Origin of the sequence: Pseudomonas sp. NY15181, from assembly GCF_048068055.1 — a bacterium.
Taxonomy (GTDB): Bacteria; Pseudomonadota; Gammaproteobacteria; order Pseudomonadales; family Pseudomonadaceae; genus Pseudomonas.
The window spans coordinates 259,637-282,532 of record NZ_JBLUPT010000010.1 but is presented as its reverse complement, the minus strand read 5'-3'; the positions used below and the strand labels follow the sequence as shown (position 1 = coordinate 282,532).

The window sequence follows — 22,896 nt, the reverse complement described above, 5'->3', positions numbered from 1 at the left end:
CAGCCAGCTGCGGTGCAGGTTGGCGGCGCCGACCTGCATCAGGCGGGTCATGGCCACTTCTTCCACTTCGCCGAACTTGCTGAAGTCGACTTCCGGAATCGGCGGGATGCCTGCGCCGCCAGTGGCACCGGCCGGAGCCGACTTGGCGCGCTGCAGCTGTTCCTTGACGAACGCCTGCACGTCTTCCTTGAGGATGCGGCCCTTGGGACCGGTGCCTTTCACTTCGGACAGCTCGACGCCGAACTCGCGGGCGACCATGCGCACCGCGGGGCCGGCGTGGACCTTGGCGCCTTCGCGGCTGGGGGCACCGACCGGGGCTACTTCGGGCACCCTGGGCTGCTCGGCTTTCGTGGTGGGTGCGGCGGCCGGTTGCTCCGTGCTTGGCGCCTGGGCCGGTGCGGCACCGCCCGTGACTTCCAACTCGAGGATTTCATCGCCTTCCTTGAGGGTGTCGCCGATCTTCACCTTGATCGCTTTCACCACGCCGGCTTTCGGCGCAGGGATTTCCATGCTGGCCTTGTCGGACTCCAGGGTCAGCAGGCTCTGGTCGGCGGCGATGTTGTCGCCGACCTTGATCATCAGTTCGATGACCTGGCCTTCGCCATTGCCGATATCCGGCACCCGGATGGTTTCCACGCCGCCTGCGGAGACCTCCACCGGCGCGGCAGGGGGCGCGGCGGGTTTTTCTGCCTGCACAGGGGCGGGGGCAGACGGTGCGCTGGCTGCCGGCGCGCCGCCCTCGGTTTCCAGTTCGAGGATGTCGTCGCCTTCCTTGAGGGTGTCGCCGATCTTCACCTTGATGGCCTTCACCACGCCGGCCTTCGGTGCGGGGATCTCCATGCTGGCCTTGTCCGATTCCAGGGTCAGCAGGCTCTGGTCAGCTTCGATGCGGTCGCCGACCTTGACCATCAGCTCGATGATCTCGCCCTGGCCGTTGCCGATGTCCGGCACCTTGATGGTTTCCAGCCCACCGCCCGCGGAGATCGGTTGCGGCGCCGCGGCAGCAGTCGGTTTCGGTGCCGCGGCGGCGGGCGGAGCGGGTGCCTGGGCCGGGGCCTCGGTGGAGGCACCTTCCGCCTCCAATTCGAGGATGGCATCACCTTCCTTAAGGGTGTCGCCCACCTTCACCTTGATGGCTTTCACCACGCCGGTGCGGGGGCAGGGGATTTCCATGCTGGCCTTGTCGGACTCCAGGGTCAGCAGGCTCTGTTCGGCCTCCACGCGGTCGCCGACCTTGACCAGCAGTTCGATGACTTCGCCCTGGCCGTTGCCGATGTCGGGTACGCGGATAGTCTCGGTCACTGTGCCTCTCCTCAGAACCTATTCAATGTCTGCCTGCGCTTGCTCATGCGGCGTTGAAAGCAGGCTCAAAATGCTCATTTACCGCTCGTAAACTGCGCCTTTTCGCCTGCTTGACTCGCTACGCTCGCCCTTCGGGTCAGCCTTCGGCTGTTACTCCCGCTGGTCGTTGCGCCTTGCCTGAGCGGCGCTCGGCAAGACCTTGAACAGGTTCTAGCAGTCCAGCGGGTTGGGTTTTTCCGGGTCCAGGCCGAATTTGACGATGGCCTCGGCCACCACCTTCGGTTCGATGTCGCCACGGTCTGCCAGGGCTTCCAGGGCCGCCAGCACCACCCAGTGGCGATCCACTTCGAAGAAGTGGCGCAGCCTGGCGCGGGTGTCGCTGCGGCCGAATCCGTCGGTGCCCAGCACCTTGAACTCCTTGCTCGGCACCCACTGGCGGATCTGCTCGGCGTAGACCTTCATGTAGTCGGTGGAGGCGATCACCGGCCCCCGACGCCCGCCCAGGCACTCCTCGACATAGCTGGGCCTGGGTTTCTGGCCCGGGTGCAGGCGATTCCAGCGCTCCACGGCCAGGCCGTCGCGGCGCAGTTCGTTGAAGCTCGGTACCGACCAGACGTCGGCGCCGATGCTGAAGTCCTCGCGCAGGATCTTCGCCGCCGCCTCGACCTCGCGCAGGATGGTCCCGGAGCCGAGCAACTGCACGTGGTGAGCGGCCGATCGGCGGTCCTCGTCGAGCAGGTACATGCCCTTGATGATCCCGGCGGCGGCGCCTTCGGGCAGCGGCGGGTGGGGGTAGTTCTCGTTCATCACGGTGATGTAGTAGAAGACGTCCTGCTGCTCTTCCATCATCTGCCGCACGCCTTCCTGGATGATCACCGCCAGCTCGTAGGAGTAGGTCGGGTCGTAGGTGCGGCAGTTGGGGATGACCGAGGCCAGCACGTGGCTGTGGCCGTCCTCGTGCTGCAGGCCCTCGCCGTTGAGGGTGGTGCGTCCGGCGGTGCCGCCGAGCAGGAAGCCGCGGGTCAGGCTGTCGCCGGCGGCCCAGGCCAGGTCGCCGATGCGCTGGAAGCCGAACATCGAGTAGAAGATGTAGAACGGCAGCATCGGCTGGCGGTAGTTGCTGTAGGCGGTGCCGGCGGCGATGAAGGAGGACATGGCGCCGGCCTCGGTGATGCCTTCCTCGAGGATCTGGCCCTTCTTGTCCTCGCGATAGAACATCAGCTGTTCCTTGTCGACCGGCTCGTAGAGCTGGCCCACCGAGGAGTAGATGCCGAGCTGGCGGAACATGCCTTCCATGCCGAAGGTGCGTGCCTCGTCGGGGATGATGGGCACGATGCGCGGCCCCAGCTCCTTGTCCTTGACCAGCTGCGAGATGATCCGCACGAAGGCCATGGTAGTGGAAATCTCCCGGTCGCCGGTGCCGTCGAGCATGGCTTTGAGGGTATCGAGCGGTGGTGTCGGAATGCGCTGGCTGTTGCCGTGGCGGTGGGGCATGAAGCCGCCGAGGGACGCGCGGCGCTCCTTCAGGTAGCGCGCCTCGGCGCTGCCTTCCTCGGGGCGATAGAAGGGCAGCTTGGCGAGGTCGTCGTCGCGGATCGGGATGTCGAAGCGGTCGCGGAAGGCGCGCAGGCTGTCGACGTCGATCTCGTGGATGTTGTGGGCGATGTTCTTCGCCTCGCCCGTGCCGGTGCCGTAGCCCTTAATGGTCTTGGCCAGCACCACGCTGGGCTGGCCCTTGTGGTTCACCGCCGCGTGGTAGGCGGCGTAGACCTTGTAGGGATCGTGGCCGCCGCGGTTGAGCTTCCAGATTTCCTCGTCGGAGAGGTCCTTGACCATCTCCAGCAGCTCGGGCCGCTTGCCGAAGAAATGCTCGCGGACGAAGGCGCCGTCCTTGGCCTTGTAGTTCTGGTAGTCGCCGTCCACCGCCTCGTCCATCCGCGCCTGCAGGAGGCCGGCGTGATCCTTGGCGAACAGCGGGTCCCAGAAGCGGCCCCAGATCACTTTGATCACGTTCCAGTTGGCGCCACGGAACACGCCTTCCAGCTCCTGGATGATCTTGCCGTTGCCGCGCACCGGGCCGTCCAGGCGCTGCAGGTTGCAGTTCACCACGAAGATCAGGTTGTCGAGCTTCTCGCGCCCGGCCAGGGAAATCGCGCCGAGGGATTCGGGCTCGTCGGTCTCGCCGTCGCCCAGGAAGCACCAGACCTTCTGCTTGCCGGCGGGGATGAAGCCGCGGCTCTCCAGGTACTTCATGAAGCGCGCCTGGTAGATCGCCTGGATCGGCCCCAGGCCCATGGACACCGTGGGGAACTGCCAGAAGTGCGACATCAGGCGCGGGTGCGGGTAGGAGGAGAGGCCCTTGCCGTCCACCTCCTGGCGGAAGTTCACCAGTTGCTCGTCGCTGACCAGCCCCTCGATGTAGGCGCGGGCGTAGATGCCCGGCGAGGCGTGGCCCTGGAAGTAGATCAGGTCGCCGGCGTGCTCTTCGGTGGGGCCGTTGAAGAAGTAGTTGAAGCCGATGTCGTAGAGGGTCGCCGAGGAGGCGAAGGTGGAGATGTGGCCACCCAGGGACGGGTCCTTGTGGTTGGCGCGCATCACCATGGCCAGGGCGTTCCAGCGCACCAGCGAGCGGATGCGCCGCTCCATGAACAGGTCGCCGGGCATGCGCGCCTCATGCCCGGCCGGGATAGTGTTGCGATAGGGGGTGGTGATGGCGTAGGGCAGTTGGGTGCCGGTGCGGCTGGCCAGCTCGCCGAGGCGGGTCATCAGGTAGCGGGCGCGGTCTTCACCTTCCTTTTCCAGTACGGATTCCAGCGCGTCCAGCCATTCCTGGGTTTCCACGGGATCGATATCGTGCATGGTCAGGGTCCTGGTTACGGGGTCGGCTCTACGCTATGCCGGCTCCGGGACCAGACCCACCGCCAGATTGGCGGAAATGCTGAAGTCCGTTTCCGAACTTCGCTGCCTATCGCCGACACGCGCGCGTGGGATAGAGCTTAGACAGCCCAGGCGCGAGTGTCGGGCCAGGTCGTCGAATCAGCGCGTGCCGTCCAGCCTCAAGTCTTCCCCGCGTGCCCATTGTGCCGCCACCAGCCGATTGCGCCCGCCCTGCTTGGCCTGGTAGAGCAGGCGGTCCACCGCCGCCACGAAGTCCAGCGGCCGGTCGCCCGTGTGGGGCACGGCGGTGCCGACACCCAGGCTGATGGTCAGCAGCGGGGCGACGCGGGATTGCTCATGAGGGATGCATTGTTCGCGGATGAAGCGGCGGCAGCGCTCGGCCACCTGGATCGCGGCGTCGCCGTCGGTTTCCGGTAGCACCAGGACGAATTCCTCGCCGCCGAAGCGGGCGATGAAGTCGCGCGGGCGGTGCAGCGCGCCGGCCAGCGCCTTGCCGACGTTGCGCAGGCAATCGTCGCCCTGAACGTGGCCGTAGTGGTCGTTGTACTGCTTGAAGTAGTCGATATCCAGGAGGATCAGCGACAGCGGCTGGCCGCTGCGCTGCGCGCTGCCCCATTCGGTGTCCAGCACCGAGTCGAACATGCGCCGGTTGGCCACGCCGGTCAGGCCGTCCTTGTACGAATACTCCTCCAGCTGGCGCTGGAGCATGATCAGCTGTTCCTCGGCGCGCTTGCGCTCGCTGATGTCGAACATGAAGCCGACCAGCGAATCCACCTCGCCGTTCTCGTCGCGCACCACATGTACCACGTCGCGAATCCACACGTAGTCGCCAGCGGCGGTGAGGGCGCGGTAGTCGGCCTCATGGTCGGTGCCCTCGCGCGACTGCGACACGCAGAAGCCCACGACCCGCTCGCGGTCCTCGGGGTGCATGCGCTCGGCCCAGTCGTTGGCGCTGATCCAACTCGACTGGCTCCAGCCCAGCAGGGTTTCGATCTGCGGGCCGATGTAGGCGAAGGTCATGGTCTTCCAGTCGATCTTCCAGGGAATGGCCTGGGTCGATTCGAGCAGTGTCTTGTAAACCGCGCTGTCGGTGGGGGCGTCGTACTGCATGGGGATCCGCGCTGTCTGATAGCAAAGTGCCTTGTTTATACCGCACTCCCGTGCCCCCAGGCATGTCGCCGGGCGACAGAGCGATTCTCCCAACGCGCCTTGCCGACGGGCGGTCGTCCGCTCGCGCCTCAGCCTCCGCCTGCCGCTCCGGCACGGCACGGCGTGCGGTAACGGCATCTTCAGCAATTCATGACGCCATCTTCACAAGCCCGGCGCTACGTTTCTCTCGCCCGACATCTGACAACCAGCAGTGCGGTGTAAGCCCTACGGACGGGCCGGGCCTCGGTGTGCCCCACGGCATTGCCGGGTCGGGCACGGACGCAGCCTTGTATGCCAGCCAGCGGATATTGAATGCCAATGCCTCTCTTCGCCCGGAACGTGCGACGAATCCTTGCCAAGCGCTTGCTGGTGGTACCCCTGGTGGTGCTCGTCCTGGGGCTGATCAGCGGCTTCTGGCTCATCCGCCCGCCGGCCGCCGAGAACATTGCGAACGACCAGGCCAGCCTCGACGCGCTGCGCGAGCACTGGCGCAAGGGTGACCTGATCGTCCTGGTACGCCATGCCGAGCGTTGCGACCGCTCCAGCTCCCCGTGCCTGGCCTCGCCCGAAGGCATTACCGTCCGCGCCCAGGCAGCCGCCCAGGAGTTGGGCGAGCATTACCGCGTGCTCGGTCTTGCCGACAGCGACATCCTCAGCAGCCCGAAAATCCGCGCAGAACAGACCGCCGCCTCGATGTTCGGCCAGGCGCCGATGCAGCAGGAGTGGCTGGCCAGTTGCAAGGGCTCGATGCTCAACGATGCCCGCCAGCACAAGCTTCCCCACCGCAACCTGATCCTGGTGACCCACAGCGAGTGCATCGAGGACCTGGAAGCCACCGTGAGCATCGCCGAGCCGGCGACGCCCGACTACGCCTCGTCGCTGTTCCTCATCAGCGACGGCACCACCCCCCCCAAGCTGCTCGGCTACCTGGACGCCGATCAATGGGCCGCCGTCGCACCGATCCGTTGACCCCGCAAGGACCTCCATGTCTGCAACACGTTTCTACCTGCTCACTCTGGGCGTACCGCTGCTTCTGGCGGTAGTGCTGTTCTGCACCTTCGACCTCACCAACCTGGACGTGCTGATCAGCAACCACCTCTACGACCCGCAGACGCAGACCTTCGTGCTGGAGCACGACCGTCTGTTCGAGAAGCTGACCCACAAGCTGCCGCGCATCCTGCCCAACTCCCTGGGCGAGATCGCCGTGATCGGCATGGTGCTGTCGTTCGTCTGGACGCTGCTGCCCAAGGGGCGCTTCAGCGCATGGCTGGAGCAGGTGCGGGTCGCGCCGGTCCTGCGCTGGTTCGTGGCGCACCGTCGGGACTTCATCTTCCTGGTGGTGTCGATCTCGATCACCACCGGCATGGTGCATTACTTCAAGAGCCACACCAGCGTCTGGTGTCCGGTGGAGACCACGCTCTACGGCGGCGTCCACGAGAAGCGCGAGTGGTTCGAGAACTTCAGCCTGCTGCACGAGGCGGGAGAGGGGCGCTGCTGGCCGGGCGGCCACGCCTCCAGCGGTTTCACCCTGCTGGCGCTGTATTTCGTGGCGCGGCGTTATCGCTGGCGGCACGCCCGCAAGCTGTTCATCGCGGTGATGACGATCGGCATGATCTACGGCACCACCCGCGTGCCCCAGGGCTGGCACTTCGTCTCGCACACCTTCTGGTCGGGCATCCTCGTCTGGCTGACGATGCTGGGGACCGCCCTGGCGTTCTACGGGCGCGAGCGCCTGAGCCAACCCGCGCTCGGCGCTGTCCGGCAGGAGCCGGAGGCGGTGGCGGAGGGGATTTCCGTCAGCGCGCGCTGAGGTTGCGGGGCGCGCCGCCCAGGCGGTAGCGCTCCAGCTCCTGCGGCGTGAGCACGCGCATGTTCTGCGGTTCGATGTCCTGCATGTCGTCGGCCAGGGCGAGTGGGATGTCCATGTCGCGCAGGTAGCTGCGGGCGTTGTATGCACCGCTGGCCTGGGACGAGTCGCCGCCCGGGTAGTAGGGGCGGTGCAGGCCGACGTAACCGCGCACCGTCTTGCGCTGGCCGGCGGCCAGCAGGTAGACGCACGAGCCCTGGCACACGCTGTTGGACGGTACCAGGGTCTCGAAGCCGGACTCGCGCAGCAGGCGCCCCATCTTGATCGACTCCGCCGCGCTGCCGCCGATGCTGTCGAGCAGCGCCACCTTGCGCGCGAACTTGCCGGGATTGCCCATCAGGCCCTTGAGCAGCCGCTCGTAGTCACCCGGTGCGACGTCCTCGGAAATGCGCACGGCCAGTACCGGGCCGACCTTGCTGTGCTGCACCGGCTGCACCTCGACCTTGGCCAGGGCGGTGGCGGAGCACAGAAGGGTGGCGCAGAGCAGGGGGACGCGGCGCATGGGCGGAAAATCCTGTCAGAAGGTGCGTTCAGAAGGCGCCGAAGATACCGCGAAGCACCGGCGCCTTGCATCCCTTCCGTTGGCCGCCAGGGTTCAGCTCGCCTTGGACAGGCAGGTGCGCAGCAGGCGCCGCACCGACTTGTTGATCTTGCGCTGCTCCACGTCTTCCGGGCCGAACCAGCGGCAGTCGGCGATCTCGTTCAGCGGCACCGGCTGCTGGGCCGGGTCGATCGGCGTCTCGAACACGTAATGCAGCGTCTGGTACAGCTCCAGCGGCGCGAGGTAGCTGAGCTGCGCCGCGTGCAGACCGGTTTCCTCGTTCAGTTCGCGCAGGGCGGCCTGGCCCGGGCGCTCATCGCGCTCGATGCGCCCGCCGGGCAGGTTCCATTTCGACTTGGCCTTGCGCACGAAGAGGATCTTGTCGTCGAGACGGCAGATGACCGTTGCGCGTTCCTTCAGCGATTTACCCATGGCGGCACCTCTGCGGCAAAACCAGTAACCCTGCAAACATCGGACGCGTCGCCATGGATGAAGAATTGCGTGGTGGGAAGTCAGTTGCGTGAATGAAGTGCGCGGATGGTAAAGGCCGGGTTTTGGCGACGTCTGTAGGAGGTTTCCCAGCATCCTGCTTCGACATCCTGACTCTCGCATATTCAGGGAAATTTTTCTTCAGACGGCAGGAGGCCGTTTCGCGTTCCTTAAGAGTCTTCCCCATGGCCCCTTCTCCTTACCGCAGAGCGCGGGTGCTTTTTTCCGTAAGCATAAGACGTCGGGAGAAAATCTCCATCGGCCAAATGGGTTATGACAATGATCTCGACTCGGGATGAAGATCAGAGGTGGGATTCGCCCAGTACAGGCAGGCATACGCGTGCCTGCAGACCACCTTCGGGACGGTTGCTCAACTGCACCTCGCCGCCCAGGCGCTGCACCGCCCGGCTCACGATGGACAGGCCCAGGCCCGCTCCGTTGGGGTTGCCTTCGCTGTAGAAACGCTCGAAGGCCCGCTCCAGCCGGGCTTCCTCGATCCCCGGACCGCTGTCCTGCACGGTCAGCAACAGGTTTCCGCCCTGACGTTCGAGGGCTACCCGCACGGTGGCGCCGGCGGGGGAGAAGTTCACCGCGTTGCTGACCAGATTCTGCAGGACCACTTCCAGTGCGCTGCGATCACTCACGGTGCGGTAGTCGCCACTGGCGATCTCCAGGTCTGGCTCGACCTGCTGGCGCAGCATCCAGGGCGTCAGCTCGGCGAGGCTGTCGGTGATCAGCGTCTGTACATCCAGCATTTTCCAGTGGTTGCGGTTGGCCGCCGGCTCCAGGCGCGCCAGGGTCAGCAACTGGTTGACCACCCGGCTGAGGCGGTCGACCCCGTCGATCAGGAAGTCCAGGGCTTGCTGGCGTTCCTGCTCGTTGACCGCCTGGGCGGCATTCTGGGCATGCAGGCGCAGGACCGCCAACGGCGTGCGCATCTCGTGGGCGGCGTCGGCAATGAAGCGGTGCTCGCGGTGCAGCAGGGATTCCACCTGGCTGAGCAGGCGGTTGAGGGCGGCCTGCATCGGCTCCAGCTCTCGCGGCAGCGGCACCAGTTGCAGCGGCTCCAGCGAGTCGGCGTGGCGGGCACGGATGACCCGCGCCATGTTCTGCAGCGGTTCCAGCCCGCCGCCGATGGCCAGCCAGACCAGCAGCGCCAGCGCCAGGCTGCCAGCCAGGTAGGGCATCAGGGTGTGGCGCACGATGCGGGTCACCAGGTCGTCGCGCACGTCAAAGCGTTCGCCGACCCAGATCACCAGCTTCTGCGTCGGCACCGGCAGCACGAAACTGCGCCATTGCTGGCCGTCGCGGGTCTGGGTGCTGAAACCGGGAACCTTGGGGGGCGCGGCGAATCCCGGCGCGCTGGGCGAGCGGACATGCAGTTCGCCGTCGTCGCTCCAGACGGCGAAGGCCAGCTTGTTTTCGTAAGGGTGGCCGAGGCGTTTCTCGCCGGACTGGCTGAGTGCCTCGTTGAACGCGTGGTACAGCGTCTGTCGCTCGGCACCGGCCAGTGGCAGGCTCATCACACCCTGCAGCAGGCGGGCGTTCTGTGCCAGGTGGGCATCATAGACTTCGGCGATCTCGTGGCTGCTGTCATGGTAGTTGTACAGCGCCAGCAGGCTGGTGCCTGCCAGCAACAGCAGCATCACCCGCCACAGCGTGCGGCTGCGCAGCGAACTCATCAGGCCTCCACCAGATAGCCGATGCCCCGCACCGTACGGATCAGGCCGCTGAACAGCTTCTTGCGCAGGTGCGAAATGTGCACTTCCAGGGTATTGCTCTCGGCGCTTTCATCCCAGCCGTAGAGCAGCTGGGTCAGGCGGTCGCGGGTGAAGACCTTGCCCGGTTGCGCCAGCAGTTCGTGCAGCAACTGGTACTCCTTGGGCGTGAGCACCACGGGGTGGCCCTGGAAGTGCACCTGCTGGGTCGACGGGTCGAGACTGACCCCGGCATGCTCGATCAGCACCTTTGCCCGGCCGCTGCTGCGGCGCAGCAGTGCGCGCAGGCGGGCCTGGAGTTCGTTGAGGTCGAAGGGCTTGATCAGATAGTCGTCGGCGCCGGCGTCCAGGCCGGCGATGCGGTCTTCGGTGGCGTCGCGGGCGGTGAGGATGAGCACCGGGACGGTCGAACCGGAAGCGCGTACGCGGCCCAGCACCTGCAGGCCATCGAGCCTCGGTAGCCCGAGGTCGAGCACCACCAGGTCGAACTCCTCGGTCTGCAAGGCGTGCAGCGCACTGGCGCCATCCTGCAACCAGTCGATGGTGTAGCCCTCCTGGCGCAGGCCGGTACGTACGCCTTCGCCCAGGGCCTGGTCATCCTCTACCAACAGCAAACGCATGGTCAGTCCTGTCTTGCCTGGATTTCCCTGAGTAAAGCATCGAACCTTGCGCGATGTCCCATGCCTGGCCCGCTCACGCACGCGAGGCCGGGCGGCCGGTGGCGGCCATCAGGGCTGTTGCCCGTGACGGCTGTGGCGGCGGATCAGCGGCAGTTGCTTGCGCAGCGCACGGTCGACGATGCCGGGCAGCATGCCGTTGATGCGCACGAAGAGTTTTTCCGGCCAGCCCAGGTACAACTCGCTGCGCCTGCCTTCGATGGCCGCGAGCACGGCCCGGGCGACGTCGCGGGGATCGTCGGTGCTGGCCTTCAGCGCCTCGTTCAGCGCCATTGCCGCCGCGCTGTTCATGCTGGTGCGGGTGGCGCGCGGGGCGACGTAGAGTACGTCCACCGAGGTGTCCGCCAGCTCGCGGCGCAGGGCCTCGGAGAAGCCGCGCAGGGCGAACTTGCTGGCGCAGTAGACCGCATAGCCCGGGTAGCCGATGGAGCCGTAGATGGAGCCGACGTTGACCACCAAAGCCTGGCTCTGCTCGCGCAGCGTCGGCAGCAACAGGCGGGTGAGGTGCAGGGTGGCGGCGATGTTCAGCTCGATCATGTCGTCCAGGCACGACTCTTCCAACTGGTCGAGCATGGCGAACTGGTTGACCCCGGCGGCATTGATCAGCAGGTTGGCTCCGCCGTTGTGCCGTACCGTGTCCAGCAGGGCGTGGCGATCAGCGCCGTTGCGCAGGTTGGCGGCCTGCCAGCGCAGGCGCTCCGGATAGCGCCGCAACAGCTCGTCCAACGCCCCGGCGTGGCGGCTCACCGCCAGGACCTGGGCGCCGGCGGCGCAGAGCTGTTCGGCCAGTTGCAGGCCGATGCCGCCGCTGGCGCCGGTGAGCACCACGCGGCACTCAGACAAGCGCATGCTGCACCTCGTCCTGCTGGGCACGCGGCAGGCCACGGAACATGTCGGCATACAGGCGGTAGACGACTTTCGCCGCGTGGATCACCGCTTCCTGGTCGGCCGGGTCTTCCAGGCGGTTCATCAGGCGTCGGTAGGTCTGCATGTGGTCCTGGTCCAGCGCACCGTGGGAGCTAAGGTAGCTGAAGGCCTCCTGGGGCAGCCCGAGGCTGCTGCGGATGGTGCCGGCGGCCTGGGTGGCCAGGGCGATGCTGGTGCCTTCGAGCACATTGACCATGCCGAACAGCCCGACCGGATTGCCGCGCTGGATGAGGTCATAAAGGAAAGCCACCATCAGCTCGATGGCCAGCGATGGGTGCCCCGTTCGCACGGCTTCCGCGTCACCGCCGCAGGCCGTGATGTCATCGAGAATCCAGCGCTCGTGGCCGTATTCGTCGTCGATGTACTCGCACACCGCGCCGCGCAGCCACTCCAGGCGGGCGGGCAGACGGGCGCCGCAGGCCATCATCAACGGCACGGTGTGGCGAACGTGGTGGTAGGCCTGGGTCAGGAAGGCGACGTAACCCTCCAGGCTGACGGTTCCGGACAGCGCCTCGCGAATCACCGGGATGCCGAACAGCGCCTCGCGCTCCTGGGCGGTGGCTGACTGCAGGGTGTCGAAGAAGGACATGGGGCACTACCTCACTCAGTGACCATTTCGGAAAGGGCTTCGCGGTATCGCTCCAGGATGGCCGTGCGGCGGGGACGGCCGTTGGCGGTGAGCAGGCCGCTGGCGCTGCTGAAGGGTTCCGGCAGGCGCGCCCAGCGATGCACCCGGGCGTAGTCCGGCAACTGCTGGTTACACTGGCGCACTGCCTGCTCCAGGGCCTGGTCCGTGCAGGCCGGGTCCACCGGCCAGAGCAACGCCAGGTTCTGGTGCAGGCCTTCGCCGTGGACGAAGGCCTGGAGCACCACGCCGTTCTGCGTCAGCTCGGCTTCGATCCATTCCGGATTGACGTTGCGCCCGAAGCTGGTGATGAACTGGTTCTTCTTGCGGCCGGCAAGGTACAGGTATCCGTCCTCGTCGAAGCGGCCGAGGTCGCCGGTCGGCCACCACTGCCCGAGGTGCGGCGGCTCGCCGAGGTAACCGAGCAGGGACGAGCCGCTGACCAGCACTTCGCCATCGTCGGCCAGCTTCACCTGCACGTGGGGCAGGGGTTTGCCCACGCTGCCGGGGCGCACCGCGCCAGGGCGGTTCAGGCATACCACCGAGGCGCATTCGGAGAGCCCGTAGCCCTCGAACACCGGCAGTCCGACGGCGGCGGCGCGTTGCAGCAGCGAGGGCGCCACCCGCGCACCGCCCACGGCGACGAACTTCAGCGGGCCGGGGCGCATTACACCGCGCTCGATGGCGGTGACCAGTCCCAGCAGCAGTTGCGGCACCAGGATCAGGCTTTGCGCGCCGCTCAGGGCGATGGCGCCGAGCAGCCGCTTCCAGTCCACGCTGCTCGATCCTCCCAGCCCGATCTGCTCGCTGGGCAGCAGGGTCAGCGAGGCGCCGGCGCACAGGGCGGCGTACAGGCCGAGGTTTTCCAGCAGCACTGCCAGGGGCAGGATGGCCAGGTAACGGCTGGGCTCGGCGGGTCGGCTGGCGGCTTCCAGCTCATGGGCGACGCGTAGCAGGGCGCCGGCATCCAGGCACACCCCCTTGGGCGCGCCGGTGCTGCCGGAGGTGTAGGTGATCTTCGCCGTCCCCAGGGGCAGGCCGGCGTCCACCACGGCGGGGCGATACCAGAAGGTCTCGCCACGGCTGAAACCGTTGCTGCGCAGCTCGTTCTCCATGCGGGGCTCGACCAGGGCCAGGCTGGCCTGGCTCTGCATCAGGCAGTGGGCGCGCTGGGACGGGCTGAAGAAGGGCGGCAGGATCAGGCAGGGACGTTCGCTGAACAGCGCGGCCAGGTCCCAGATCAGGGCCTCCGGGCCATTGTCCAGCGCCAGGGCAAAGGCCCCGCTGGGTTGCGCGGCCAGATGCGCGGCACGTTGCTCCACGGCTTCGAGCATCTGCGCGTAGCTGTAGCGCTGGGTCGCGCCACGCAAGGCCAGGCGCTCGCCATGGTCACGGGCGTGGTGACGCAGATGATGCTGGAAAGCCTCCAGCTCAGGCCGCATCTTCTTGCCTCGCACGGTAGAGCAAAACCGGGAAGCCCAGCCGCTGGTAGGCCCCGCTGTTCTCCAGCTGCTCATGGCCGTAGCGGATGCTGCCGGTGAACACCTGCGGGTGCTGGTCGTAGTAGCTGCCCCAGTCGCGCCGTTCGCCGTTCAGCCGCGTCGGGTCGGCCGGCGCCAGTACCGTTGGCTCCAGGCCCAGGCGATGGAAGCTGTTGATCAGTGTCGACGCGCCGGTGAAGGCGACCCAGCGCAGCCCGCGGGCGGCCAGCAGCCAGGTCATCGCGGCAATGATCAGGCGTGCGCTGCCGGCGTTCCGGACGGCCAGGTTGCCCACTTCCACCAGCTCCGCGCGCGGCACGGCGTAACCGGCGATGCGTGAAACCGGGCCCTCCAGCGGCTCATCCAGGTAGCGTTCGAGGAACAGCGGCTCCTGCCGCGCCAGGCGGATGCCTGCGACCGCCACCAGCGCGCCGTGGCGGTCGCGCAGGCTGAGCAGCTCGGGCAGGTAGTGATGCAGGTCGGCGTGGTGGGCGCGGTCGAAGCGCTCATGCACGAAGGCTTCGATCTCGCGTCGCTGCGGGTCGTCACGGCCGACCAGGCACAGGCTCGCCAGGTGCGTGTCGCGCGGGCCGAAGCGGAACGGAAACAGCGACTCCCATTCGGATTGCGTCATGACTCCCCCCACGATGGTGATAACTCGTTTGGGGGAGTATTTGCGGTGAATCTGAATGCAGTCTTAAGAGACGCGCCGCTCAGGCCATATCGCTGCGCTCGAACTCCTCGGCGAGAAAGTCCAGCAATGCCCGCACCGACGGCAGCAGCCCACGCCGCGAGGGGAACACCGCATGGACCACCCCGGTGCGGGGCGCCCAGTCCGGCAGCAGGTTGACCAGGCTGCCGTTGTTGAGGTCCTCGCACACCACCACCGCCGGCAGGTGCACCGCGCCAACCCCGGCCAGCGCGGCCTGGCGCAGCGCCATCAGGTCATCGGTGACCAGCCGGGGATGGTGGCGCACCTGGGCGCTGGCGCCCTTGGGGCCGTCCAGTTGCCAGTGGTACTCGCGCTGCACCGAGCCCCAGTGCAGCGTCGGCAGCGCCGCCACATCGGCTGGGATCGGCCGCGCCGTCAGCCGCTCGCGCAGCGACGGCGCGCCCACCACGCGCTGGCCGCTTTCGCCCAGCACCTTCATCACCAGGTCGCTGCTTTCCAGTGGCGGGAAGCGCACCCGCAGGGCGACGTCGATTCCTTCCTGGATCAGGTCCACCTGGCGGTTGGTGCTTTCCACGTGCAGCGCCACCAGCGGGTGCTCGACCATGAAGCGCGCCAGCATCGGGCCGACCCAGAAGTTCAGCAGGGCAGTGGGGCAACTCAGCCGCACCACGCCTTGTGGCTCGGAACGGTGGCGCTCGATCACCTCGGCCGCGCCCTCGGCTTCCACCAGCATCGCCAGGCAGTGGCGGTAGTACTCCTGGCCGATCTCGGTCACCGAGAAGTGCCGGGTGGAACGCTGGATCAGGCGTACGCCCAGGCGCTCCTCCAATGAGGCGATGCGCCGGCTGAGCTTCGACTTGGGCTGGTCCAGGGCGCGTCCGGCGGGGGCGAAGCCGCCGTGCTCGACGACCTGGGCGAAGTAATAGAGATCGTTGAGGTCTTCCATTTCAGTGTTCTCCAGATGGAACTCTGAGGTGAATTATTGCCGTCTACTGAGCTCAGTGTTGCAGATTTATCGTGTCTCCATGCACTACAGGAGGCACCCCATGAAACAGATTCTCGGCATCTACAGCGCACCCCGACCGCACTGGGTCGGCGATGGCTTCCCGGTCCGCTCGCTGTTCTCCTACGACAACCTGGGCGAACACCTGAGCCCCTTCCTGCTGCTGGACCACGCTGGTCCCCATGACTTCACCCCCAGCGCCAGCCGGCGCGGCGTCGGCCAGCACCCGCACCGCGGCTTCGAGACGGTGACCATCGTCTACCAGGGCGAACTGGAACACCGCGACTCCAGCGGCGGCGGCGGGCGCATCGGCCCCGGCGACGTGCAGTGGATGACCGCCGGCGACGGCATCCTCCACGAGGAATTCCACTCGCCGGACTTCAGCCGCAGTGGCGGCACGCTGCACATGGCGCAGCTGTGGGTGAACCTGCCGGCGCGCGACAAGCGCACCGCGCCGGCCTACCAGACGCTGCTGGCGGCGGACATCCCGCAGATCGAGCTGGCCGACGGCGCCGGCACCCTGCGGGTGATCGCCGGCCGCTACGGCGACGCGGCGGGGCTGGCCCACACCTTCAGCCCGCTGGATGTCTGGGACATGCGCCTGAACGCCGGCCACACGCTGGACCTGCGCGTCACCCCGGGGCGCAACACCGCCCTGGTGGTCCTGCGCGGCAACCTGCGCCTGGGCAGCGGCGAAAGCCTGCGTGAAGGGCAACTGGCGCTGTTCGACCCGCGTGGCGACAGCCTGCCGCTGCAAGCCGACAGCGACGCCCTGGTCCTGCTGCTCAGTGGCGAGCCGCTGAACGAGCCGATCGTCGGCTACGGCCCCTTCGTGATGAACAGCGACCGCGAGATCCGCGAGGCCATCGACGACTTCCGCGAAGGCCGCTTCGGCCAACTGAGCCACTGACTGTCACATCCCGGACTTGGCGGGTGCCTAGTCTGGATCATCTCCCACGCCGGAGTGCGTGGGCCGCGCGGGCCGGTACGGCCCCTTCGAGGAGAACCACCATGAGCAACTTCTCTCAGATCGCCAACTTCAACGGCCAGCGTCCGGTGATCGATCCCGACGACACCGCCATGCTGCTCATCGACCACCAGAGCGGCCTGTTCCAGACGGTCAAGGACATGCCCATGACCGAGCTGCGCAACAACGCCATCACCCTGGCGCGGATCGCCACCCTGGCGAAGATCCCGGTCATCACCACCGCCTCGGTGCCGCAAGGCCCCAACGGCCCGCTGATCCCGGAAATCCACGAAGCCGCGCCGCACGCCCAGTACGTAGCGCGCAAGGGCGAGATCAACGCCTGGGACAACCCCGAATTCGTCGCCGCCGTAGAGAAGACCGGCAAGAAGACCCTGGTCATCGCCGGCACCATCACCAGCGTGTGCATGGCGTTCCCCAGCATCAGCGCGGTCAATGCCGGCTATCGGGTGTTTGCCGTGATTGACGCCTCCGGCACCTACTCCAAGGCCGCCCAGGAAATCACCCTGGCCCGCGTGGTACAGGCCGGCGTGGTGCCGATGGACACCGCCGCGGTCGCCTCGGAAATCCAGCGCACCTGGAATCGCCCCGACGCCGCCCAATGGGCCGAGGCCTATAGCCTAATCTTCCCCCACTACCGTCTGCTGATCGAAAGCTACACCAAGGCCCAGCAGGTAGTGACCGAGCACGAAGTACTGGACTCGCAACGCTGACTCCCCTTGCCCGGCGCCCCCGCCGGGCTTTCCACCTGAAACGAGGAAACGCCATGAGCAAGCCCTACGTCCGTCTCGACAAGACCCAGGCCGCCGTACTGCTGGTCGATCACCAGGCCGGTCTGCTCTCGCTGGTACGCGACATCGAACCGGACAAGTTCAAGAACAACGTCCTGGCCCTGGCCGACCTGGCCAAGTACTTCAAGCTGCCGACCATCCTCACCACCAGCTTCGAAACCGGCCCCAACGGCCCGCTGGTGCCGGAGCTGAAAGACCTGTTCCCCGACGCGCCCTACATCGCCCGTCCCGGCAACATCAACGCCTGGGACAACGAAGACTTCGTCAAGGCGGTCAAGGCCACCGGCAAGAAGCAGCTGATCATCGCCGGCGTGGTCACCGAAGTGTGCGTGGCCTTCCCGGCGCTGTCGGCCCTGGCCGAAGGCTTCGACGTCTTCGTCGTGGCCGATGCCTCGGGCACCTTCAACGAAGTCACCCGCGACGCCGCCTGGCGCCGCATGGAAGCCGCCGGCGCGCAGATGATGACCTGGTTCGGCGTGGCCTGTGAGCTGCACCGCGACTGGCGCAACGACATCGAAGGCCTGGCCGCGCTGTTCTCCAACCATATCCCCGACTACCGCAACCTGATCACCAGCTACAGCCTGCTGACCGCGAACAAGTAACGCACCAGATGGCAGGACTCGCGTGGAGGCCGGAGGGGGCGTTCCCTCCGGCTCTCCGCGCGACCTTGCGCCGGGTTCATGCCGGGTGCCGGGGCGGATGGCGAACCGGTTTGATGCAGCGCTCGCCGAGCGACCAGTGCGACACGCCGTGCCGCGCCTCCTGCAGCAACTGGAAGAAGCGGATCAGGTAGCCCGTCTCGAAGCAGGTACGAGCCATGCCGGCACTGAAGCGCTGGCGCGCCAGGAACAGCGCATTCCACGGCGCGGACAGGCCGTCCGGTTCCAGACTGCACTGTGCCTCATGCATGCCACGCCGCAGCAGATCGAGGTTGCGGCCCTGGCTCGGTGTCAGCGGAATGCGCCGGCAATAAGGCGTCGCCGCAATCTCCCGGACATTGCTCAGCACCCGCAGGTGGGCCAGCCAGAAACCCTGCTCGATGTGCTCCCGCGCCGTTTCCAGCAACGCCAGCGCCGGCGCGTCGTCGCGTTGCAGCAACATCGTCCGCAACGAGTCGATGGCCTGCATGGCGGTCGCGTAGTGCGCAATCGCCGGATCAGGGCCTGCGTTCATCGACCTTTCCCTCCGGCCTGTTCCGTGGGTGCTCCAGTGCCAGCTCATAGAGCTGACGAGCCTCGCTCACCAGCGGCGCGAGCGCCGAGGCAAGCCGCGCAGTGGCGTTGATCAGCCCGCGATCGGCGTCGTCTTCCATCAGTCGCAGCAGGTCCTCCACCGCCGTCAGGCGTCGCATGGCGGCTTCGTGCAACTGCTGGGGCGGCGCCAGGGCATTGATGAAGAACACGCCCTCGCCGGGCTGTGTCGCCAGGGGAACGAGCTGCAGTTCAAGCATGGTGTACCTCCGGATGGAGGGCGGGGCGGGGCAGTGGGGCAGGGCGGTGCGCGGGGGTAAAAGGGGGAAAGTTCATGTCTGGTCTTCCCTGGGAGTGGTTGGGAGTCACCAATCGACCTTTCCTACGGGTAGAGAGGCAACCGTGCGAGGGTAGGAAACGCCGGACCCAGGGAACCGGTAGGCCAAAGGCCTCCCCGCACGGCCACCATAGAAACACGAGTTCAAGAGGCGAATTGCACCTATGAGTCGTGGCTACAGAGCTACCGTGTCCTGGGTGGTGTTTCCGGGTTTCCTACGCCCGACCGCAGTTGTGCTGCGGCGACCAAGAGGCTAGAGACGGCGCTTGTAGGCCCGCAAGGCTAAAGGAACGTAAGACCATTCGCTTGAAAGCTGCGACGGAACATCAGGACGTTGCTGACGGAATGAAACAGGTCTCACCCGCGTACGATTCTGCCGACAGTTCATAGCGGCCATTCACGAAGCCAGTCCCTACCTGTAGGAGCGACCGCTCAGCAGGACAACTCCGGCCGATACAAAGCGGCCGGTTGCATCAGGCAGAAACCGGCCAAAAGCAGCCCATTAGCATCAATACCGTGGTCTGCCCCCCGCTTTGTGGGGTTTCAGGTATTGACAGCGCAGAAGCCGCACGTGCTACTGAACACCCGCGATCATCGCTCGGAGGGCATGGAGCCGCAGCTGGATGGAAAACACCTACCGCCCCCATCATATAGATCGCTAGCTTCAAGCTGCGGGCCTTGTAGTCCGGCGGGATACCAGACGTAGATTTTAAGACTGGCACAAATAACAAGGATAGAAATTTGTCTGACCTGAATTACCAAAAACAAGCTCAGGACTATTACGGGAAGGCCCCTGTCATCATTTTGGGCAGCGGTGCTTCGGCTGCGCACGGCATGTCTGGGATGGGAGCGCTTGCAAAACATCTCGTCGCGCACACCGACGTTTCTGGTCTGTCTGCTGCTGAACTGGAGGTCTGGGAGAAGTTCTGCCAGGTTTTGAACAATGGCGTAGACTTAGAATCCGCCCTGCACCAGGTAACAGCTACTGAAGAGCTGACGTCAAGAATCGTTAAAGCCACCTGGGCGCTAATTAAATCTGAAGACATAGAAATCTTTCAGAAGAGCCTTCAAGATAACTCAATGTTTCCATTGAGTCGTCTTCTTGAACATATGTTCAAAAGTAGCCTCAAAATGCTAAATATTGTCACTACAAACTATGATCGCCTGGCGGAGTATGCTTGCGATCAGGGGCGCATCCATCATTACACCGGGTTCACGCACGGATTCTTTCGACAGCTCGCGGCCCCTACAGAAATCACCTCTGCGCGCAGGGCTAATATCTGGAAGGTCCATGGATCTCTGGATTGGTTCCAGTCCCCTCTGGAAGATACTGTCGCCCTCTCAAATATCCAAGGAATACCGGATAACTACCAACCGCAGATCGTGACTCCTGGCACCCAGAAATACCAAAAAACGCATCTGGAGCCGTTCCGCTCCATTATCAATAACGCTGACCAGGCTATAAATGAAGCCGGCTCGTACCTTTGTATTGGCTACGGCTTTAATGACGAGCATATACAGCCGAAGCTGATGGTGAAGTGCCTTCGGCAGAAAACACCTATAACCATTATCACTCATACGCTTTCCGAATCTGCCAAGAAGCTTATTCTTGATGGTAAGGCACAGAGCTATCTGGCAATAGAGCGAGGCGAAACAGACGACCAGTCCATCGTTTATTCCTCCTTGGATAAAAATCCTTTGATGGTAGAAAAGAATATCTGGAGCCTTGAAGGTTACCTGTCACTCATCATGTAGGAAAGAAGAGATGCCGATTTTCAACTTTAAGGACGAAGAAGCGCTTGGGAAGGTTGCCTCCGTCGACACTACAAATGTGATCGTAGAGGTAGAGAACGTCGACCAGCTCAAAAGGTTGCAGGTTAACCATCTCGCTGTACTGCAAAGCAGTAGGCCTGGGCAGCACCTCATCGGACTCATTACGCAGGTGACCCGCAAACGTGGTACCGGAGACATTATCAATGACGGTATAAACGACCACGTGTCAGAGTTAAATCTGTGCCGTATCGCCCTGATTGGCACGATGCTGGATCGTGACGGCGAAAAGGAAAACGTATTCCGTCGTACTCTCGAAAGCGTTCCTGAAATAGACGCGAATTGTTTCTCGCTCGAAGGCGAGAATCTCACAGGCTTCATGCGCACACTTTCCAGTGTATCAGCCGATGGAAATGCCCTGACTCTCGGTAAATACACACTGGACGAACATGCTGTCGCCTACCTCAACGGCAACAAATTTTTCCAGCGCCACGCCTTCATTGGCGGCAGCACCGGTTCGGGTAAATCTTGGACGACTGCCAAAATCATCGAGCAGATGTCGGGGCTCTCCACCGCTAACGCTATCGTCTTTGACCTTCATGGCGAATACGCGCCTTTGGTCGGCAATGGCATCCAGCATTTCAAGGTGGCCGGCCCCGCAGACGTTGAAGCTAAACGCACCCTCGACGACGGTGTGATCTACCTTCCGTACTGGCTGCTTTCTTATGAAGCGCTTGTTTCCATGTTTGTAGATCGCAGCGACCAGAACGCGCCCAACCAGGCCATGATTATGGCGCGTGAAATCAACCACGCGAAACGCAAATATCTAGAAGATAACGGCCAGCACGACGTGCTGAAGCACTTCACTGTTGACAGTCCGGTTCCGTTTGACCTCGATTTCCTCATGAGCAAGCTGAACGAGATCAACGTTGAGATGGTCGCTGGAGCACGTGGTGAGAAGCAGGGCGATTTCTTCGGGAAGCTCGCTCGCATGATTTCCCGACTTGAGAACAAAATCTCCGATAGACGCCTCGGATTTATGTTCAACGGTGGTGGGGACGTGCTGGATTTTGCTTGGCTTGAGAAATTTACCACTGCCGTACTGGGTAGCACTGATGAGAATGGCAGGGCCGGTATCAAAATCATTAACTTCTCAGAAGTCCCATCAGACGTTCTGCCACTGATCGTATCCCTGGTCGCACGGGTCACGTTCTCCGTTCAGCAATGGACGCCTTCTGAACTACGCCACCCCATTGCTCTTCTGTGTGACGAAGCGCATCTCTACATGCCTCAGCGCAACATGGCCGACTCTGCCGATGATATCTCGCTCGATATTTTCGAGCGTATCGCGAAGGAAGGCCGCAAATACGGTGTCAGCTTGGTGGTGATAAGTCAGCGTCCGTCCGAAGTGAATAAGACGATGCTCAGCCAGTGCAGCAACTTCGTATCCATGAGGCTGACCAATGCAGAGGATCAGGGCGTAATCAAGCGTCTGCTTCCCGATAGTCTTGGCGGATTCAGTGACATTTTGCCGACCCTCGATACAGGCGAAGCTCTGGTTGTTGGTGATGCCAGCCTGCTGCCAAGCCGGATCAGAATCGACGAGCCCAAAAACAAACCGAATAGCGGTACGGTCAATTTTTGGGATGATTGGCAGAAGCCAGTCAAGGATAAGCGCTTGCTGATTGCCGTCGATAACTGGCGTAAGCAGAACATCCAGTAACCACGTTACTTAGAGACCTCAAGGGGGCAATGCCCTTGAGGTCTTCCGCCAGCTCATCATGCTCCTGCTTTGCGGCATAGGGGCCTCGACACGATGACCGCTATTGGCCGACTTCTGCCAGTCGTGACCAACAGAAGTCGACCAGAAGCAGCCATTCACGTCATAACGACGAGCGCTTTTTCAGATCATCGCCAGCAGTTCCCTAGAAGCGATAGTTCAAGCTCGCTTCCAGGGTCCGCGGCACACCGGGAGTGATGAGATCAACCGAGCCGTGTGCGGAGGCGTAGTAGTCGCGGTCGAGGACGTTCTTCAGGCGCAGTGCCATGTCCCAGTGCGGCAGGGTGTAGAACAGGGCCGTGTCGACGGTGGTGTAGCTCGGCATCACCACGTTGTTATCCAGCGCCGTGTAGCGGTCGTCAACGTAGTTGGCGCCGGCGGCGACGCGCCATTGCGGGGTGAGGCTGCGTACCAGCCAGAGGTTGGCGCTGTTGCGCGGGGTGAGCGTCGGTACCTCAGAGAAAAAGGGGGACAGATTTATTTAAGCACTCTAATCCTGATCTCCAAGGTAGCTTTAGAGTAGAAAATAAATCTGTCCCCTTTTCGGTCAGTCCCCTTTTCGGTCGCATCGACAGGGGACCGCTTCTATGTAGGGAAAGATCGTGCGCAAGGCGGGGATTTTCTGTGAAGTTTGCCCCGTTAGCTGAACGAGGCGACCCAAACGCCTAGCAATGGAATTGCTAGGTACTCTAG

General features: G+C 64.3%; 21 protein-coding genes and 1 pseudogene. 7 read left to right on the top strand and 15 right to left on the bottom strand.

The features are described 5' to 3' along the window. The 3 genes from ACNFBT_RS22395 to ACNFBT_RS22385 all read right to left on the bottom strand — a co-directional run. On the bottom strand, window positions 1-1,302 hold a 1,302-nt coding region (locus ACNFBT_RS22395; RefSeq protein WP_416752926.1), incomplete at its 3' end, for a biotin/lipoyl-containing protein. Window positions 1,303-1,512: 210 nt separating this feature from the next. After that, window positions 1,513-4,161 carry a pyruvate dehydrogenase (acetyl-transferring), homodimeric type gene (gene aceE, locus ACNFBT_RS22390; protein ID WP_416752925.1) on the bottom strand — a complete coding sequence of 883 codons (2,649 nt, stop codon included), beginning with the start codon at window positions 4,159-4,161 and terminating at the stop codon, window positions 1,513-1,515. Between the two features lie 177 nt (window positions 4,162-4,338). Further along, window positions 4,339-5,310: a GGDEF domain-containing protein gene (locus ACNFBT_RS22385; RefSeq protein WP_416752924.1), complete on the bottom strand. Its 972-nt coding sequence runs from the start codon at window positions 5,308-5,310 to the stop codon at window positions 4,339-4,341. A gap of 351 nt (window positions 5,311-5,661) precedes the next feature. Between ACNFBT_RS22385 and ACNFBT_RS22380 the strand changes: the two genes are divergently transcribed. After that, window positions 5,662-6,318 carry a histidine phosphatase family protein gene (locus ACNFBT_RS22380; protein ID WP_416752923.1) on the top strand — a complete coding sequence of 219 codons (657 nt, stop codon included), beginning with the start codon at window positions 5,662-5,664 and terminating at the stop codon, window positions 6,316-6,318. Between the two features lie 16 nt (window positions 6,319-6,334). Continuing rightward, window positions 6,335-7,159: a phosphatase PAP2 family protein gene (locus ACNFBT_RS22375; RefSeq protein ID WP_416752922.1), complete on the top strand. Its 825-nt coding sequence runs from the start codon at window positions 6,335-6,337 to the stop codon at window positions 7,157-7,159. On the opposite strand, the gene ACNFBT_RS22370 is transcribed toward ACNFBT_RS22375, so the two are convergent. The 9 genes from ACNFBT_RS22370 to ACNFBT_RS22330 all read right to left on the bottom strand — a co-directional run bounded on the left by ACNFBT_RS22370 (window position 7,146) and on the right by ACNFBT_RS22330 (window position 15,293). Continuing rightward, on the bottom strand, window positions 7,146-7,718 hold the full coding sequence (locus ACNFBT_RS22370; protein ID WP_416752921.1) for a hypothetical protein: 573 nt from the start codon (window positions 7,716-7,718) through the stop codon (window positions 7,146-7,148). The two genes, ACNFBT_RS22375 and ACNFBT_RS22370, sit on opposite strands and share 14 nt — an antisense overlap. Before the next feature lie 93 nt (window positions 7,719-7,811). After that, window positions 7,812-8,189, bottom strand: coding sequence for an NUDIX hydrolase (locus tag ACNFBT_RS22365; protein ID WP_416752920.1), 378 nt, complete (start codon window positions 8,187-8,189; stop codon window positions 7,812-7,814). Window positions 8,190-8,548: 359 nt separating this feature from the next. Next, window positions 8,549-9,928 carry a sensor histidine kinase gene (locus ACNFBT_RS22360; protein WP_416752919.1) on the bottom strand — a complete coding sequence of 460 codons (1,380 nt, stop codon included), beginning with the start codon at window positions 9,926-9,928 and terminating at the stop codon, window positions 8,549-8,551. Then, window positions 9,928-10,584 carry a response regulator gene (locus ACNFBT_RS22355; RefSeq protein WP_416752918.1) on the bottom strand — a complete coding sequence of 219 codons (657 nt, stop codon included), beginning with the start codon at window positions 10,582-10,584 and terminating at the stop codon, window positions 9,928-9,930. The genes ACNFBT_RS22360 and ACNFBT_RS22355 overlap by 1 nt, the downstream gene beginning before the upstream one ends. A gap of 108 nt (window positions 10,585-10,692) precedes the next feature. Then, window positions 10,693-11,490 carry an SDR family oxidoreductase gene (locus ACNFBT_RS22350; protein WP_416752917.1) on the bottom strand — a complete coding sequence of 266 codons (798 nt, stop codon included), beginning with the start codon at window positions 11,488-11,490 and terminating at the stop codon, window positions 10,693-10,695. Next, window positions 11,477-12,157, bottom strand: coding sequence for a TenA family transcriptional regulator (locus ACNFBT_RS22345; protein WP_416752916.1), 681 nt, complete (start codon window positions 12,155-12,157; stop codon window positions 11,477-11,479). Before ACNFBT_RS22345 ends, ACNFBT_RS22350 begins: the two co-directional genes overlap by 14 nt. Window positions 12,158-12,168: 11 nt before the next feature. Then, window positions 12,169-13,635 (bottom strand): AMP-binding protein, encoded by a 1,467-nt coding sequence (locus tag ACNFBT_RS22340; protein ID WP_416752915.1) that lies wholly within the window; start codon window positions 13,633-13,635, stop codon window positions 12,169-12,171. Next, the gene (locus ACNFBT_RS22335) at window positions 13,625-14,308 is read right to left on the bottom strand and encodes a thermostable hemolysin (RefSeq protein WP_416752914.1); all 684 of its coding nucleotides are present in this window, start codon (window positions 14,306-14,308) and stop codon (window positions 13,625-13,627) included. Before ACNFBT_RS22335 ends, ACNFBT_RS22340 begins: the two co-directional genes overlap by 11 nt. Window positions 14,309-14,387: 79 nt before the next feature. Next, window positions 14,388-15,293 (bottom strand): LysR family transcriptional regulator, encoded by a 906-nt coding sequence (locus ACNFBT_RS22330; RefSeq protein WP_416752913.1) that lies wholly within the window; start codon window positions 15,291-15,293, stop codon window positions 14,388-14,390. A gap of 100 nt (window positions 15,294-15,393) precedes the next feature. Here ACNFBT_RS22330 and ACNFBT_RS22325 point away from each other — a divergent pair, with 100 nt between their 5' ends. The 3 genes from ACNFBT_RS22325 (at window position 15,394) to ycaC (ending at window position 17,728) form a co-directional block, all read left to right on the top strand. After that, the gene (locus tag ACNFBT_RS22325) at window positions 15,394-16,260 is read left to right on the top strand and encodes a pirin family protein (protein ID WP_416752912.1); all 867 of its coding nucleotides are present in this window, start codon (window positions 15,394-15,396) and stop codon (window positions 16,258-16,260) included. Between the two features lie 101 nt (window positions 16,261-16,361). Further along, entirely contained in the window at window positions 16,362-17,048 is a 687-nt protein-coding gene (locus ACNFBT_RS22320) for a hydrolase (RefSeq protein WP_416752911.1), read from the top strand. A gap of 53 nt (window positions 17,049-17,101) precedes the next feature. After that, entirely contained in the window at window positions 17,102-17,728 is a 627-nt protein-coding gene (gene ycaC / locus ACNFBT_RS22315) for an isochorismate family cysteine hydrolase YcaC (protein ID WP_416752910.1), read from the top strand. Window positions 17,729-17,804: 76 nt separating this feature from the next. Here ycaC and ACNFBT_RS22310 read toward each other — a convergent pair whose 3' ends face one another. Together ACNFBT_RS22310 and ACNFBT_RS22305 are read right to left on the bottom strand one after the other, a co-directional pair. Continuing rightward, complete coding sequence (locus tag ACNFBT_RS22310; protein WP_416752909.1) at window positions 17,805-18,299, bottom strand: hypothetical protein; 495 nt, start codon at window positions 18,297-18,299, stop codon at window positions 17,805-17,807. Beyond that, the gene (locus ACNFBT_RS22305; protein WP_416752908.1) at window positions 18,283-18,576 is read right to left on the bottom strand and encodes a hypothetical protein; all 294 of its coding nucleotides are present in this window, start codon (window positions 18,574-18,576) and stop codon (window positions 18,283-18,285) included. Before ACNFBT_RS22305 ends, ACNFBT_RS22310 begins: the two co-directional genes overlap by 17 nt. Window positions 18,577-19,394: 818 nt before the next feature. Here ACNFBT_RS22305 and ACNFBT_RS22300 point away from each other — a divergent pair. Further along, window positions 19,395-20,408, top strand: a complete 1,014-nt coding sequence (locus tag ACNFBT_RS22300) for an SIR2 family protein (RefSeq protein ID WP_416752907.1) — start codon at window positions 19,395-19,397, stop codon at window positions 20,406-20,408. Window positions 20,409-20,418: 10 nt separating this feature from the next. Then, entirely contained in the window at window positions 20,419-22,146 is a 1,728-nt protein-coding gene (locus tag ACNFBT_RS22295; RefSeq protein ID WP_023083790.1) for an ATP-binding protein, read from the top strand. Between the two features lie 202 nt (window positions 22,147-22,348). Here ACNFBT_RS22295 and ACNFBT_RS22290 read toward each other — a convergent pair. Next, a pseudogene (locus ACNFBT_RS22290) lies at window positions 22,349-22,660 on the bottom strand (TonB-dependent receptor domain-containing protein); the annotation flags it as partial. Window positions 22,661-22,896 lie beyond the last annotated feature (236 nt).

Excerpts from the sequence above, each read along its gene's own strand:
- aceE (WP_416752925.1), bottom strand. The coding sequence starts at position 4,161 with ATGCACGATATCGATCCCGTGGAAACCCAGGAATGGCTGGACGCGCTG.
- ACNFBT_RS22385 (WP_416752924.1), bottom strand. The coding sequence starts at position 5,310 with ATGCAGTACGACGCCCCCACCGACAGCGCGGTTTACAAGACACTGCTC.
- ACNFBT_RS22380 (WP_416752923.1), top strand. The coding sequence starts at position 5,662 with ATGCCAATGCCTCTCTTCGCCCGGAACGTGCGACGAATCCTTGCCAAG.
- ACNFBT_RS22375 (WP_416752922.1), top strand. The coding sequence starts at position 6,335 with ATGTCTGCAACACGTTTCTACCTGCTCACTCTGGGCGTACCGCTGCTT.
- ACNFBT_RS22370 (WP_416752921.1), bottom strand. The coding sequence starts at position 7,718 with ATGCGCCGCGTCCCCCTGCTCTGCGCCACCCTTCTGTGCTCCGCCACC.
- ACNFBT_RS22365 (WP_416752920.1), bottom strand. The coding sequence starts at position 8,189 with ATGGGTAAATCGCTGAAGGAACGCGCAACGGTCATCTGCCGTCTCGAC.
- ACNFBT_RS22360 (WP_416752919.1), bottom strand. The coding sequence starts at position 9,928 with ATGAGTTCGCTGCGCAGCCGCACGCTGTGGCGGGTGATGCTGCTGTTG.
- ACNFBT_RS22355 (WP_416752918.1), bottom strand. The coding sequence starts at position 10,584 with ATGCGTTTGCTGTTGGTAGAGGATGACCAGGCCCTGGGCGAAGGCGTA.
- ACNFBT_RS22350 (WP_416752917.1), bottom strand. The coding sequence starts at position 11,490 with ATGCGCTTGTCTGAGTGCCGCGTGGTGCTCACCGGCGCCAGCGGCGGC.
- ACNFBT_RS22345 (WP_416752916.1), bottom strand. The coding sequence starts at position 12,157 with ATGTCCTTCTTCGACACCCTGCAGTCAGCCACCGCCCAGGAGCGCGAG.
- ACNFBT_RS22340 (WP_416752915.1), bottom strand. The coding sequence starts at position 13,635 with ATGCGGCCTGAGCTGGAGGCTTTCCAGCATCATCTGCGTCACCACGCC.
- ACNFBT_RS22335 (WP_416752914.1), bottom strand. The coding sequence starts at position 14,308 with ATGACGCAATCCGAATGGGAGTCGCTGTTTCCGTTCCGCTTCGGCCCG.
- ACNFBT_RS22330 (WP_416752913.1), bottom strand. The coding sequence starts at position 15,293 with ATGGAAGACCTCAACGATCTCTATTACTTCGCCCAGGTCGTCGAGCAC.
- ACNFBT_RS22325 (WP_416752912.1), top strand. The coding sequence starts at position 15,394 with ATGAAACAGATTCTCGGCATCTACAGCGCACCCCGACCGCACTGGGTC.
- ACNFBT_RS22320 (WP_416752911.1), top strand. The coding sequence starts at position 16,362 with ATGAGCAACTTCTCTCAGATCGCCAACTTCAACGGCCAGCGTCCGGTG.
- ycaC (WP_416752910.1), top strand. The coding sequence starts at position 17,102 with ATGAGCAAGCCCTACGTCCGTCTCGACAAGACCCAGGCCGCCGTACTG.
- ACNFBT_RS22310 (WP_416752909.1), bottom strand. The coding sequence starts at position 18,299 with ATGAACGCAGGCCCTGATCCGGCGATTGCGCACTACGCGACCGCCATG.
- ACNFBT_RS22305 (WP_416752908.1), bottom strand. The coding sequence starts at position 18,576 with ATGCTTGAACTGCAGCTCGTTCCCCTGGCGACACAGCCCGGCGAGGGC.
- ACNFBT_RS22295 (WP_023083790.1), top strand. The coding sequence starts at position 20,419 with ATGCCGATTTTCAACTTTAAGGACGAAGAAGCGCTTGGGAAGGTTGCC.